Origin of the sequence: Lysinibacillus sp. FSL M8-0355 (genome assembly GCF_038008985.1) — a bacterium.
Classification (GTDB): domain Bacteria; phylum Bacillota; class Bacilli; order Bacillales_A; family Planococcaceae; genus Lysinibacillus; species Lysinibacillus fusiformis_D.
This window is the reverse complement of the sequence record NZ_JBBPAI010000002.1, coordinates 1-13,868: the sequence shown is the minus strand read 5'-3', so window position 1 is coordinate 13,868 and position 13,868 is coordinate 1. Positions and strand designations below refer to the sequence as shown.

General features: G+C 32.8%; 17 protein-coding genes and 1 pseudogene. 12 read left to right on the top strand and 6 right to left on the bottom strand.

The features are described 5' to 3' along the window. The 5 genes from MKY46_RS23760 to MKY46_RS23740 all read left to right on the top strand — a co-directional run. Window positions 1-743: hypothetical protein (locus MKY46_RS23760; protein ID WP_340835772.1), on the top strand; the 743-nt coding region annotated here is incomplete at its 5' end. A 449-nt stretch (window positions 744-1,192) separates the two neighbouring features. Beyond that, window positions 1,193-1,549: a hypothetical protein gene (locus MKY46_RS23755; protein ID WP_036128148.1), complete on the top strand. Its 357-nt coding sequence runs from the start codon at window positions 1,193-1,195 to the stop codon at window positions 1,547-1,549. A gap of 115 nt (window positions 1,550-1,664) precedes the next feature. Beyond that, window positions 1,665-2,282: a DUF6241 domain-containing protein gene (locus tag MKY46_RS23750; RefSeq protein WP_051891762.1), complete on the top strand. Its 618-nt coding sequence runs from the start codon at window positions 1,665-1,667 to the stop codon at window positions 2,280-2,282. 329 nt (window positions 2,283-2,611) lie between these two features. Further along, window positions 2,612-3,175, top strand: a complete 564-nt coding sequence (locus MKY46_RS23745; RefSeq protein WP_036128145.1) for a recombinase family protein — start codon at window positions 2,612-2,614, stop codon at window positions 3,173-3,175. Between the two features lie 208 nt (window positions 3,176-3,383). Next, window positions 3,384-3,779, top strand: coding sequence for a hypothetical protein (locus tag MKY46_RS23740; RefSeq protein ID WP_196243773.1), 396 nt, complete (start codon window positions 3,384-3,386; stop codon window positions 3,777-3,779). 23 nt (window positions 3,780-3,802) lie between these two features. Here the strand turns inward: MKY46_RS23740 and MKY46_RS23735 are convergent, their stop codons facing one another. After that, on the bottom strand, window positions 3,803-4,156 hold the full coding sequence (locus MKY46_RS23735) for a hypothetical protein (RefSeq protein WP_036128142.1): 354 nt from the start codon (window positions 4,154-4,156) through the stop codon (window positions 3,803-3,805). A gap of 169 nt (window positions 4,157-4,325) precedes the next feature. Further along, complete coding sequence (locus tag MKY46_RS23730; RefSeq protein WP_036128139.1) at window positions 4,326-4,568, bottom strand: hypothetical protein; 243 nt, start codon at window positions 4,566-4,568, stop codon at window positions 4,326-4,328. Between the two features lie 279 nt (window positions 4,569-4,847). Here MKY46_RS23730 and MKY46_RS23725 point away from each other — a divergent pair, with 279 nt between their 5' ends. The 5 genes from MKY46_RS23725 (at window position 4,848) to MKY46_RS23705 (ending at window position 8,073) form a co-directional block, all read left to right on the top strand. Then, window positions 4,848-5,024 (top strand): hypothetical protein, encoded by a 177-nt coding sequence (locus MKY46_RS23725; protein ID WP_196243772.1) that lies wholly within the window; start codon window positions 4,848-4,850, stop codon window positions 5,022-5,024. Window positions 5,025-5,175: 151 nt separating this feature from the next. Continuing rightward, window positions 5,176-5,718, top strand: a complete 543-nt coding sequence (locus MKY46_RS23720) for a sigma factor-like helix-turn-helix DNA-binding protein (protein ID WP_036128137.1) — start codon at window positions 5,176-5,178, stop codon at window positions 5,716-5,718. Between the two features lie 5 nt (window positions 5,719-5,723). Continuing rightward, window positions 5,724-5,948: a hypothetical protein gene (locus MKY46_RS23715; protein ID WP_004234030.1), complete on the top strand. Its 225-nt coding sequence runs from the start codon at window positions 5,724-5,726 to the stop codon at window positions 5,946-5,948. 125 nt (window positions 5,949-6,073) lie between these two features. After that, window positions 6,074-6,709 (top strand): hypothetical protein, encoded by a 636-nt coding sequence (locus MKY46_RS23710; protein ID WP_340835766.1) that lies wholly within the window; start codon window positions 6,074-6,076, stop codon window positions 6,707-6,709. Between the two features lie 353 nt (window positions 6,710-7,062). After that, on the top strand, window positions 7,063-8,073 hold the full coding sequence (locus MKY46_RS23705) for a hypothetical protein (RefSeq protein WP_340835764.1): 1,011 nt from the start codon (window positions 7,063-7,065) through the stop codon (window positions 8,071-8,073). 180 nt (window positions 8,074-8,253) lie between these two features. Here MKY46_RS23705 and MKY46_RS23700 read toward each other — a convergent pair whose 3' ends face one another. After that, complete coding sequence (locus tag MKY46_RS23700; protein ID WP_036124495.1) at window positions 8,254-8,685, bottom strand: DUF4357 domain-containing protein; 432 nt, start codon at window positions 8,683-8,685, stop codon at window positions 8,254-8,256. A 1,015-nt stretch (window positions 8,686-9,700) separates the two neighbouring features. After that, window positions 9,701-10,333 (bottom strand): hypothetical protein, encoded by a 633-nt coding sequence (locus MKY46_RS23695; RefSeq protein ID WP_036124497.1) that lies wholly within the window; start codon window positions 10,331-10,333, stop codon window positions 9,701-9,703. 140 nt (window positions 10,334-10,473) lie between these two features. On the opposite strand from MKY46_RS23695, the gene MKY46_RS23690 reads away from it, so the two are divergent. Continuing rightward, window positions 10,474-10,737, top strand: coding sequence for a hypothetical protein (locus MKY46_RS23690; RefSeq protein WP_051891684.1), 264 nt, complete (start codon window positions 10,474-10,476; stop codon window positions 10,735-10,737). Window positions 10,738-11,263: 526 nt separating this feature from the next. On the opposite strand, the gene MKY46_RS23685 is transcribed toward MKY46_RS23690, so the two are convergent. Together MKY46_RS23685 and MKY46_RS23680 are read right to left on the bottom strand one after the other, a co-directional pair. Next, window positions 11,264-11,806: a MerR family transcriptional regulator gene (locus MKY46_RS23685; RefSeq protein ID WP_036124499.1), complete on the bottom strand. Its 543-nt coding sequence runs from the start codon at window positions 11,804-11,806 to the stop codon at window positions 11,264-11,266. A 116-nt stretch (window positions 11,807-11,922) separates the two neighbouring features. After that, the gene (locus MKY46_RS23680; protein WP_036124501.1) at window positions 11,923-12,933 is read right to left on the bottom strand and encodes a hypothetical protein; all 1,011 of its coding nucleotides are present in this window, start codon (window positions 12,931-12,933) and stop codon (window positions 11,923-11,925) included. A 655-nt stretch (window positions 12,934-13,588) separates the two neighbouring features. Here MKY46_RS23680 and MKY46_RS23675 point away from each other — a divergent pair. Continuing rightward, window positions 13,589-13,868, top strand: a pseudogene (locus MKY46_RS23675) (hypothetical protein); the annotation flags it as partial.

The window sequence follows — 13,868 nt, the reverse complement described above, 5'->3', positions numbered from 1 at the left end:
AGCAATCTAAGCTATTTATCCTTTCTAGAAACAAATCAGGAAAGACGAATAGTGGTTGTCGTGTCATTTTGGATGTGCAGCATGTGAACTTCGAGAGTATTTTAAGTAGCATTTACCGTCTAACTGCTTATGAAATTGCAATCTTAAAAGAGGACTTTAAATATCTAAGTAAACATCAAAATAAACATCAGGATTTTGCTCAAAACACTGTGATATCAGCGTCCAATGGCTCAAATTCGAATCTTAACTATAATAACCAAATTAAAACATTAAAAGATATAAAGACGTCTACTAAGTATTCGTCTGATAAGAAAAATAATTTTTATAATCGTTTGCAAAATCTCTATCAAGCCCGTACAGGCTCTTTAGAAAGCTTTAAAACATTTGTATGTGTTATTTATGGTTCAATGAAAAAAATCAAAGCAGAGGACAAGCTAGGGCTGTCTCAAAGCCAATTAGAAACAATCATGTATCAATCATTAGATGTAGCTATTTCAGCAAGCGATCAATACGTTAAAACAAACCGGATAGCCTTACTAAGTGCCGTTATTCGCAACAAAATCAACGATCTAACGGTATCGAATTCATCTGTAGCACCAAGGAAAAATATAGCTAGAAAAGTAGAAACGGTACCAGAGTGGTTTGCGACTCGTCATGAGTCTGAAGAAGAAGTAACAGAGGAAAAGAAAGCCTACTTTGCGCAGGAACGGGAACGAATATTGGCCATGTTAGGCAGTATTTAATCAAAAGAGGAACGGTGAAAACCGAACCTCTAGTTTGATATGCTTTTTAATTCATTAAGCCGTTCGATTAAGTTATGGTGGAGAAACAGTAGAGGATTGAACTGAATTTAAATATTTCTCAAACGCTTCCTTTTCCCATTTGTAACGTTTTAGCTACTTCACTTTCTGTAAAGCCTTGTGAACCTGCATGCACTTTTCTCTTTAATTATCCCGTAGAAATAATTCTGGAGCTTTCTGGTGGCATTGTATGGGCCTGTTCTCTCTCAATCAATTTGCATTCCCTTTAACCCTAAAGAATATCAGGTTGATGGAACCTAAAGGATCTTTTTTAAAAAAATTTTCAAAACAGGTTGTTAAAACACTTAAAAGTCCCCTTTATATAGTGTTGAGTGGTTAGCTAATCAAAAACAACAACAAAAAACACATTATATTATTGGAGGAATTAAATTATGGCATGTTCACTAGGTTATATTCAACTAGCAGCGAGTGCTCCTAAAGTTCACACTTGCACTACTACAAGTGGGACAACTGTTAACGTTACATTAGAGAAATACGGAACTGAAACATACCCGTTCAACGGTGTTGTACGCTTGATTCTATACCGCGAAGCATCTAATGCGGATGCTTGGATTAAAGCTGATTCGAAGGATATTGGTGCATGGAATTCTAACGGAGCTAATAAGAACTCTTCGTTTACTGGACTTACAAAAGGTTTAACTTACCGAATTGTTCCGGAGTTTTATATCGCATCGAACTATACAAACAAAGCCGGCGGAGATGCTTCTCACATCTTCTACCAAGGTTAATGCTAAAAAACAGGAGCCTCTTGTATAATCAGGAGGCTCTTGTTTTTGTTGTTGTTTACACAATTGACTCTTTGTGGTAATTTTGTGGGTAAATCTTAAAAGAGGTGGTAAAAAAATGAAGTGGACACATAGTTTAATTCTAGTTATTTTAACGGCAGTGTTGAGCGTAGGTGGTACAGTTTTGATTATGGAGAAGAAATATGCAAAAGAAGAGTCTCAGCGAGCTGAGAATGAATTAGTTAGTGTCTCAAAAGAAGGTGAAGTAGATAAAGAGAAAAAGTTTGTATCGATAGTCGATACGTCAGGTTTAGGATGGGAAAATCCTGTGTTTTCTAAGAGAATAGATGAATGGAAAAGTGGGGGTGAACCCTTCGTGCCTAGTATGGTAGAAGATGTGATTCAACAGATGACGCACCAAAAAATTATCGCTAAACAAAAAGAACAATCAATTATGATAACACCTGAAAGAATTGACATTTTGATACAGATGGTAGAAGAAAATAAAGATACATATGAGCTTCATGAAACATATCTAGATATATTAAACCGTTGGAAAAAAGGTGATTTTTCAGAGGTTGACGATGACCATAATATTTTAATGTTTATTCAAGGTGGGAAACAACCTGAAGGTTTAGCAACAGGAATAGCTTCCGAAGAACAAGAGATTGATTATATATTCCGAGTTTTCGCTAAAGAGGTAGATAAAGTCTTTGGAAGTAGTGAAAAAGAATAAAAATTATTTTAAAACCTGCTTACAATGGCAGGTTTTTTTGTTGTGTAAAAATTTTTTTAAAAAGAAGTTGTTAAAATTCGGAAAAATTCTCCTTGTAGGGAAATGTATATTTGCTTGGTAGGAACGATTAATAGTTAATGAATAGACCAGTATCATGGGTATTTTAGATTTATTTTCTTATCGAAGTAATTTTTGTGTTTTTTCATCTTCTTTTACAGGCTCATAACTTAATAGTATCGATACAGTTTGGTCGGTGTAGTAGTATCAAGGTATAAAACAGTGTCATAACTTGGGTTTATAAGTGTGGCGTCGAAATGAGGGTTTTTTCTATGATTTACGGCTATGCTAGAGTATCGACTGTATCACAGGAATTAGAGGTTCAACTTCAAGCATTGGAGAGTGAAGGGGCAACTGTTATTTACAAAGAGAAGTACACAGGAACGAAAACAGATCGACCACGATTAAATGAGCTACTATCTAAATTAGAGGAAGGTGACAAGCTCGTTGTAACGAAATTGGATCGATTGGCTCGTAATACTAAAGAAGGTATCGAAATCATTGAACAGGTATTTGCAAAAGGGGTAAAAGTACATGTACTTAATGTTGGATTACTTGAAGATACGACAATGGGACGTTTCTTTTTACAGACGTTACTCGCTGTAGCTGAAATGGAGAGGAATCTTATTGTTGAACGTACCCAGGAAGGAAAAGCTATTGCTAAACAGCAACCAGGATTCCGTGAAGGCAGGCCGAACAAATACACGAAAAGACAGTTAGATCATGCAATGAGTTTACGAGATACTCATTCATTTAAACAGCTTGCTGAAATCACAGGTATCTCGATTAGTACGTTAAAACGAGAAAGTAAAAAACGAAACGAAAAGAAAAGTTAATATAATTAATTATGATATTAAAGGCAGTAACGACAAGGGTTTTTTCCTTATCGTTATTGCCTTTTTCTAATGTTATGTAAAGTAAAAATGTATGAACATGAATAAAACTTTTTTTAAAAAAAGTTGTTAAATTGAATTGAAAGTCCCCTTTATAGAGTGTTAGGTTGTTCAACTCTAACAAATTCATATAAAATAGGAGGATATTATAATGGCATCATCAAAAGTGGTAGCACGAGAAACAGAGGTTGTAACGGTACAAAGCTTCCTCGCTGCGATGTACAAAGAAAACAATAAAATCAGTCCATCTAATTTAGGGGCATCAATTATCTCGGTGGGTGTTGGTACTGTAGCAACATTTTTTGCTAAACATGTAGCACCAAAAATGGGAAATATTTTGAATATTGTTGGCTACGGTCTTACTGTGGCTGGATTTATTGGAATATTTTTAAAAGACCCGAACAGCAAACAGTTACAATCAGTTTTAAACGATTGTGCGAAGCGTAATGGTACTCATATTCTAACAACTACAGAATTAGTAGAGCATGTAGGTTGGAGTGGCAACAATATTACTTACTCAACAAAAACAACATATGGGTTCCATTAATTTTGAAAAACAAGCAAAAGGTATTAATCCTTTTGCTTGTTTTTTTTGTTTTGCTTGATTGTTAAATATAATGAAAAACTTAACGCAACGAACATTATTACAGAAAAAGCAAACGAGAACGTGGCTTTATAGTAGATGGATGTAATAGACATGACGATTGAACTGATGATGATGGCTACACGTAATAATATATCTGTTTTTTCACTTGGATTAAAAAAATCTTGAAGAATAGCAAATAAATAAGATATTCCGAAAAATACAAGATACTCATAAAAAAGCACAGGCTTCACAAAATCTGGGATTCCAAAATAAATTAATTCAAATATGATAATAAGTAGCGCTACATACTTTAAATATTTGTAGAAGTTATTTGACAAAGTATCACCCTCTTTTATAGATAGATTAACATTATTAAACAATTTTAGTTAGTATTTTAGATGAGAATTCTCTTTTATATGTTTATAAAGCATTCGTACTTTTTAATAAAAAAACTCCCTTTATCAAATGGATAAAGGGAGACGATTAAAGTAAATGATGAGAGAAAGATTATAGATTAAACATAGCTTTCATTTGTATAGCTTCACGATTATAGCCACCATCTTGAATAATAGTGATGATTTCTCGTTGGATTTTTCGTCTTTCTTTTTTTGTTTGTGCTGCAATGATTTCCTGTATTTTAGGTTCTACATGAATTAAGTGAAATGTTAAGTATTGTTGCTTGATTATTCCAGAATTTTCTTGAGGATTCACATTTACATCTACGTCATTTTGAGTTTTTTGAGTTTCCATCAAATTATCCACCCTTCATTACTTATAATAAATTTCAAATTCTATAATTAATAAAGGGAAAGTAGGAGATAATTTATCAACTATCCTATTCAAAAAGTTAATGATATTAAAAGATTTAATACATTTAGCTTTTTATTACTCATACTTAAGAGTAGTTCCCACAGTAGATCCATCTGAAATGTGAGAAACAAAGTGAACCACTAATATATATTTGTTTGAAAAGATGGTTGTTAAAATCTCCATTAATTTCCCTTTATAAAGAAAGGAGGGATTCAATTGATGGGAGAATATGAATTCTTAATTGGCTTGATTAGCAATACAGGGTTCCCGATTGTCGCTTTTCTACTTGTCTTTTGGAAATTTGACAAATCACTAGGTTTGCTTACAGTAGCTGTAAATAATAACACGAACGCGGTTCAGTTATTATTACAAAAAGAAAACCAAGAAAATAAGTAATAGGGTTGTTATGACTAATGATTAATTAATGATAGTTTTTCTCTATTTTTTTGATATTAAATTTGTAAAATGAACATAATTATGGATGTGAATTTTCTTTTTTTTACTCTAAAATAGAACGTATGTTTCTTTTTGTATAGGAGTTGATTTTTTGGTTCAAAATCGTCTATTAAAATCTTTTTTAGAAAATGAAAAAGTAAGCAAGCTTTATAAAAGTTATTTAGAGAAACCTGCCCCTCATACGAGAGACACTATTGAAAAATTATTTAAAATCCACGTTCGAAAAATTCAATTACTTAGTTATTTTTCCCATGTTTTGTATTTTGAATCTCAAAAATATGACAAACAAATCCGTCATAATAACCAAGTTAATCAGTTAACGTTAGATAAAGGCATTAACGATGGTGAGAACAAATTTATTGATTTAATTCCCGATGAAAGTATTGATGATGATTCTGAGTGGGTACATTCTGACTTCACTCATTTGGAAGTAATTTTCGAGGACAAGCAACTGTATAATATTGTTTCGAAATTAGGACCAAAAAAGAAATATATATTGCATTCTATTTTTGTAGATAATCTCACGGAAGAAGAAATTTCAAAAAAACTAGGTATTTCAAAACAAGCTGTCAATAAAGCTAAAAACCAGGCTTTTCAAAAAATTAGGCAGGAGTATTCAAAAAAATCGAGGTGATGTTGATGCCAATAAATGAATTAAGTGAATTAAGAAGTATGGCATTCCAACAGGAGGTTCTAGATATGTTGCAGCCTAAAATTAAATCAGTTTTACATCAGACCAGTTTTCAAAATAGGATGGATTTGGAACAGGAAATTTCGTTAATGATCATTAGGGTTGTTAAAACAAAACAATTTAGAAAAGTACCTTCGTTTTTCGAACTTATTGAAAGTGAAAAAATTATATAAAAACGCTCCACTCTTTTTTCTCCGGAAATGAACAGCATTTGTACCGTTACCTGGAGAAAAGTAATAGTATTATTAGTTAACTAATATAAACTAATATATTAGAAACTATTAGGAGAGTGAATAGTATGTGGGAGCTGACAAAAGACAACAACGTTTCCGAGCTTATTGCGAGTAAAAAATCGTTAAAAGAGCTTAGAAAGTTTTTAAATACACGTGATACAACCATACGAGAAGTATTTAATTCATTAGGGTACTTCTATAATAAATCGCACCACGAATGGCAACGTGACATCGATTTTCCGGATAAAGATATGACTTTTAATGAAGCATTGGCACAGTTAAAAGCAGTATCACAAAGGAAAACTCCTAAAGTGAATAGAAAACTAATAGAAGTTAATAAAGATCTAATAGAAACTAATAAAGAGGTAGCCGTCACCACTCCTAATAATGAGCTAATAGAAACTAATAGTCAGCAAAACCTAGAGGTTTTGAACGCCATTGGCCTGTCAGAAAACGAATTTCATGTGTTAAAAAAGATGATTCAAGAGCGCATTCAGCAAGAAGATCCGCATGAACAGTTACCAATCTTTAATGAGATTGCGAAATTAAATACGAGAAGTAGAAAAAATAAAACGTATTACATTTCAGAGGAGTTAGTGGCAGAAGTAGATCGTGTGGCAGATGAGTTAAATATAAAAAAATCGCAGTTAGTTGAGGTTGCACTATTAGAATTTTTCAAGCGTCATGGCTCTATTCAATAAACTAATAGAAACTAATAGTCATAGAATATATTTACAAGTTACTAACTTTAGCGTATGGTAAGAATAACTAAATCGAACGTAAAAAAGCCATTCCACAGTGACTAACATCGGATTGCCGTCCTTTGTTAATCGCCTTATCGTACCGAAACTACGATGCAGCTTATCGTGAAATGACTTATTTTTTACTGTTAGATGATACATAGTATCTATATATGTCATTCTAGTATGAATTAGACGACATTTCAACAGTTAATTAAAAGGTCATTCAAGATTATTCTTTAATCTAAAGCGTTTTGCATCGTTAAGAAACACGATGTGAAACGCTTTTTTGCTTCAAAAAAGGAGCAACTACCATGAAAAACAAACTAAAAACTACACCAAACCAAGCAGTCCAAACATTTATTACATACGGCAATCAAAAAGGAGATCGGCAACTCAAAGAAGAGCGCCTGCAACAACTAGAAGAAGTACTGGCAACACAAGGTATTTATCCTGGTGGAAAAGTACATAGAGTGCTAGAAAAATTGATTTATGATCTTACATATAACGGCATTATCAAAGTAAGCCGAGAGCATTTAAGCAATAAATTAGAGGTTGGATTCAATACAATCTCAACAGCTTTTAAGTATATGGAGCAATCAAAGCTATTTATCCTTTCCAGAAACAAATCAGGAAAGACGAATAGTGGTTGTCGTGTCATTTTGGATGTGCAGCATGTGAATTTTGAAAGCATTTTAAGCGAAGTTTATCATCTAAATTCGTATGAAATTGCGATTGTTAAAGATGAATTTAAACAATCAAATAAACATCAGGATTTGGCTTCAAACGCTGTTATACCAACGTTAAATGACTCAAATTCGACTCTTAACTATAATAACCAAATTAAAACAATAAAAGATATAAAGACGTTTACTAAGCAGTCGTCTGATCAGAAAAATAATCTTTATAATCGTTTAAAAGATCTTTATCAAGCCCGTACAGGCTCTTTAGAGGACTTTAAAGCCTTTGTAGGTGTTATCTATGGGTCATTGAAAAAAATCAAAGCAGAGGACAAGCTAAGGCTGTCTCATGGCCATTTAGAAACAATTTTGTATCAATCATTCGATGCTGCCATTTCAGCAAGCGATCAATACGTTAAAACAAACCGGTTAGCCTTACTAAATGCCATTATTCGCAACAAAATCAACGATTTAATGGTTTCGAATTCATATGCAGCACCTGAAAAAGAGAAAAGTAGAAAAGTAGAATTGGTCCCAGCATGGTTTGCGACGCGTCATGAGCAAGAGGAAGAAGTAACCGAAGAAAAGAAAGCCTATTTTGCACAAGAACGTGAGCGAATATTGGCCAAGCTACGCGATCTTTAATCAAATGAGGAAATGGTAAAAAACCATACCTCTAGTTTGCTGTATTCATTTTTGTTTTGTTCAAGTTTTTGATATGAGAATAAACCCGTAAAAAAATTTACGGGTTTATTCCTAAGTTTTTTACGCCCTTGTCGTTAGTGAAACGAGGGGAATATCATGTGTTTTATGCCACTTTTTGTTTTATTGCTGTTTGAGTGATTTAATTCCATTGAGTTGTATACCTCTAATAACGCTAGCAGCTGTAGAAAAAGAAGGGAAGAGATACTCTTGAGCAAATTTATAGTTTTCAGCATCTGATGTATCGATAATGCCGTTTTTTAATAATTTTTGACGGAGATCAATGTAACTTTTACTTAATGAGTTAGTATGTTCTTTTGCAAAATCAGAGCCAGTAGCTATGAGAATTTCTTTTTTATCTTTACTATTACCTTTAGCTGTTTTTTCTTTTTGACTTCCCCATTTCATAACGTAAATAGTAGAAGTTTCTTCTTTTGGAGTAGAAGTATTATTACTGTGCTGTTTGAGATACAGGTCTAACAATTCATTTAGAAATTCATCTAGGGTGTTACTTGTACTTAAAGCCATTGCTTTTTTAACTTTTTCTAATTGCATCCCTATCACTCCTATAGTTTTTTATAGTTAACTATAGTTTTTATAATACAATCTCTAAAAGAAATAGGCAACAAAAAAACTATAGATATCTATAGTTTTTTGTTTCGGAATTGATAATTAGAAAAAGTAAACTAGTTTAAATTAGTTCATTTAAGCTACTTTCTGTAGCTGTTGTATCCCAAATGTTATAGAAATCGCAAGAACGCATTGATTTCATCGTAAAAAGTAAACTAGTTTAAACTAGTTTACTTTTTTAAATCAGAATTACTAAGAGCTAAATAAAATGAATCGTACAAACAAGAACAATCTTTAGATTGCTCTTTTATTTTTGCCATGAAGTCTTTAGGAAACAGAATTATAACTACAGTAAAAAAAAGTTTAAATAACATTTAGGGCGACAGCACACAAAGGGTTACTTGGAGAACAAAGAACGCTCTGTAGATAACTGTAGGTGTCACTGTGGCATTAAATGGCCAGGGTGATAAATAGAATCCAGGTTTAACGTTTACGTACAACTGGTGGTTACCGGTCATACTGAATGACCCGAAAAACTAAGATCAAAATCGAAGTTCAAATACGTAAAAATGATGGAATATTGGGTGCGTGAAAGAGCTAAATACAACGTGCAGGATTAAGAGTGTGCTACAGCACACTCGAAAAGCGCGTCGCACTTGGGTTGGAATGGTATACAGGAGGGTTTAAAATTGTATACATAACAAAGTAGAACTATATGGAGAACGAAATGATAGGTAGATCGGTTGAAAAAGGAATGAAATTTTGTTGTAAGGGCAGCCAGAATATTCGCCATTAAATTTCAGAGTGCCCATCTACGCACCTTTAAAATTGGATGTGCTAAATAAGCATAAAATCGGTTCTGATTTTTGATCTATGAGTTTCTTAGTATTATAAAAAATAAGAAGTACATTAGTCGTGAATGAATTTATCTGATTAAAAGCAAAAAGGGCTAGCTTTAAGCTAGCCTCAGATTGTAAACAAAGTCGACTTTGTTTGTTAATCAGTATTCAACAACATCAAATTGCATGTGAGAATATTGTTTTGCAGTTAAATTTTCTGTTTGCAAGACTTTACTGCCAACTGTCATTTCCTGTTTTACTAGGTATGTAGTAAAAACAGGTCTATAAAGAATCTTAACTCTTTTTCCCTTATCAGCAGGAGCTGTTTTAGTTAAAGTGACTTGAGTTGTTTTAGATGTGCTAAAACCTAAAGATAAATCTAAATCTTTAATCGGGATTTTTAAAGTCCCTGTAAAAGAATTAGTTACGCTAGTAGCATGTGAACAAGCTACAGTTCCAGTTAGTGAAATGTCATCTACACAAGTTTTCCAAGAGCCGTATGTATCAGCAACTTTTGATTTTGAGGCAACACCCCATTTTGCATTTCTAATAATGCTTCGAGTTTCTATTGTTGGAGCATTTTCTTGGTCTTCTTCTGTAACATCTAAAGCTTCTTCTTCTGTGACATTCTCTGAAATTTCTTCTTCTGTAACATCTAAAGCTTCTTCCTCTGTGACATTCTCTAGAATTTCTTCTGTAACATCTAAAGTTTCGGCGTGTGTAACCGGAGCTTTAGTATAGAATGCTAGGATAAAAACAAGTAGAAAAGTTGATAATCCAATAATTTTCTTCATTTCCAATAACCTCCTCTTTATGTATTTATTATACATATAAAGCTGTGTTAAATCAAAAATGTATATTTATGTTTAATTCACTTATTGAAGTAAAAGCAATTATGGTGCATTATGGTGCAATAAGTAAAAGGAGTGAAGGTATGAATTTTCGTGGTGTGGGAGTTTCATTTTTGATGTTTTCAGTTTTATTATTTAGTTCAAGATATATTGCTGCGGCTATATATGGCATGGATTCAGTAACCAAAGATCGTGAATTATTTCAAAATCTCTTGGATTTTACAGGCAATACACTATTTAATTTAAGTGTTATTTCGTTAGTAATAGGAGTGTTATATCTTGTGGTAGGCGAAGTAATAAATACACTTTATTTTAAAAATAGAAATAAAGGTAATGGGCAAATGTAGGGGGCCATTGTGTGTCATTTTGGAGGGTTCGTCATGTGTCTTTTTCTAAAAAATTGTGATAGCACTCTAACATCAGGCTTTGCCTGAAATATCATAATAAGTGATATCGGTTTTCCCTTATGCTCTTTCTAACTTTTTTTTAGAAGAGCTATTTAGGAAAAGAAACTCCTGAAAATCAAATTATAGGTCGTTTACGTTCGTTTTAAGATGGTTATTTTATTTAAGGTTAAGTTATATTCATACTTTGATTTTAAATGGTTTAAAAAGACATATGAAGGCTTAGAATATTTTGTTTATCATAAGAAGTAAAGATATTAAATTCTAATGCTATTTATGCAGAATTTTATACATGCTGCGATTGGTGATCCAATCGAAAAACACTGTTAAATCAACGATGTATAAAATTCTGTATACATAATAATTGGGCATGGAATTGAAAAGGCAGTAACGACAAAGGGTCTCCCTTTATCGTTACTGCCTTTTTCTAATGTTATGTTAACTGGAAGTGTATAGAAATGTATAAGATTTATTTTGAGAATAATTTCTGCCAAAAACTTTTCTTACTTTCTTCCAATTGTTGGCTTAATTTTTTTAACATTTCTTCTTGCTGGATGATCAAATCTCGTTGTTCTTCAAGTCTATCTGTAACGATTTTCTGGAACTCATCATCTTTCTTTTTTTGTATCTCCAGTTCGTTATGTAGTTGTAGGAGTTGGTTCTTTACCATTACAACGATTTCATTTTGCAACGTTATATCGTTACTCAATAACGTTGTAACAGTGGGATTTGTAACGTTATCTATAACACGTGATTGCATAATGGTGAAATCAAAATCTGATGATAAAACTAAGCTTGCGGCTTCTTCTAAGCTCACCGATTTTTCTTTGTTTAGATAAATTAGGGCTTTTATGATTTTTATATTTTCTTCTGAATATTCTCGATGACCACGTTTGTTACGGGATATATGCATGCCGTTCTTTTCCAAAAGTAATGAGTATTTTTTTAAAGTCTCAGCGTTTAATTCCAATTGCTCAACAACCTCTTTTGGTGAATGTAAGCGTTCTTCCATGTATATACCTCCGTTATAGAATCGTTACGTTCATTATAACGGTTCACTTCAATTGTGTGGAAATAAATCACGCATAAAGTAAAACAACCCCCTAGCAAAGCTGCTAGGGGGTTGTTTTAGTCCACCATCCTATGAGAAGTGTATGGTTTCATGATAATTCTAGTTAACTGTTCATCTGTTAATTTACCTGAGTAACTAAACATATTACTATATTTATCTTGATTCTTGAAATCTTGTAACATGTCTAAGTTTGGTTGTTTTAGAGTGTACTCGATTAGCATGTCCTTCCAAACCGTTGATTTTAAACCAAGTTCTTTTCGCAAACTTTCCTGTAAGTCATCAAGCTTTTGTTTTTTTGCTTTACTGTCTTTTTCTTTTGCCTGTTTTAACATATTTTTTTGAATTGTTAAAAGTACATGACCACGGATATAACTTTGGGCGTTATAAACATAGTACCCAGTTAGGATGTTCTTTGGTAATAATACAATTGGCTGCTTATTGAAGTCTAGATACGGGTAGTACTCACTTTCTTCCCAAGCCTTCTTAAGGTGGTTCCAGTACATATATTTCAGTGGTTTTGGACTTTGAAGCACCTTTTTCTTTCCTTTTTGCATTTGTTCATCAGTGAATTCAACAAGTAAGTGGAAAATTAAGCTACTTATTAAATCCGTCATACGATCTTTATCAAAGCCTTTGACGAAAAGACTTACATTTGCTGGTGTTTGAGTAAATACTCCTTTTTCAGCTAGTTTAATAACCGAGTCTTGTGTAAATAATTTGTATAACATATCAGGGGTACAACCATTACCACTAGCATAGCTATTCGGGATTAAGCGTGAAGTACCCAGACGTGTGCTGTTATTTTCTGAAGAATATTTGAAAAGTGATTTCAATTTCACTTCGTTTAATGGTTTTGTTGTTAAAACCGTAGTTACATGTGTGAAAAAGCTTTTAATTGTCTTTTGCGCCTGCTTGGAAAAATAATCTTGGTTAGAAAGAATTTGGATAGGGTCAATAAAGACTTGATTATCAGGTCCGTCAATTACGACATTAGCGAAATCGTGTAATGACTGGTCCTTCGGTAAGCCTAATAAATCTGAAACAGTGTTAATATTAAATTTTTGCATAAAAGTTCTCCATTTTATAAGTATTTGGTGAAAAAAGTATACAAGTCCTTAAATTTAATACTTGTCAAACGGAGAACAGGAATGTTATTATGTGAATGACCAAATTCACATAACATTAGTTCATATCGTTTTCAAGTGCATGTGTTAACAATAACCACCATAATTATTGTCATTCCGACACAGGACCCTAAAAAAGGGTATAAGGGCCCAAGGAAAATATTAGCACACCTTGTTACAATATGTCAAACTATATTTATATTTTATTTTTATACTATAATGTAAGCGCTTACATTAGGGGGTTTTTAGTAGAGTCAACTAATAGTCATAGAATATATTTACAAGTTACTAACTTTAGCGTATGGTAGGAATAACTAAATCGAACGTAAAAAAGCCATCCCACAGTGACTAATAGAGAGTTGGCGCTCTTTATTAATCGCTTTGTCGTATCTCGTACATACGATGCAGCATATCGTGAAATGACTGTTTTTAACTGTTTAATATAGATATTATCTATATACGTCATTCTAGTATGAATTAGAAGACATTTCAACAGTTTATTAATAGATCATTAAAGATTACTCCTTAATCTAAAGCGTTTTGCATCGTTACTACAGCGATGTGAAACGCTTTTTTGCTTCCAAAAGGAGCAACTACCATGAAAAATAAACTAAAAACTACACCAAACCAAGCAGTCCAAACATTTATTACATACGGCAATCGAAATGGAGATCGGCAACTCAAAGAAGAACGCCTGCAGCAATTAGAAGAAGTATTAGCAACCCAAGGAATTTATCCTGGTGGGAAAGTACATAGAGTGCTAGAAAAATTGATTTATGATCTTACATACAACGGCATTATCAAAGTAAGCCGAGAGCATTTGAGTAACAAATTAGAGGTAGGATTAAATACAATCTCAACAGCTTTTAAGTATATGG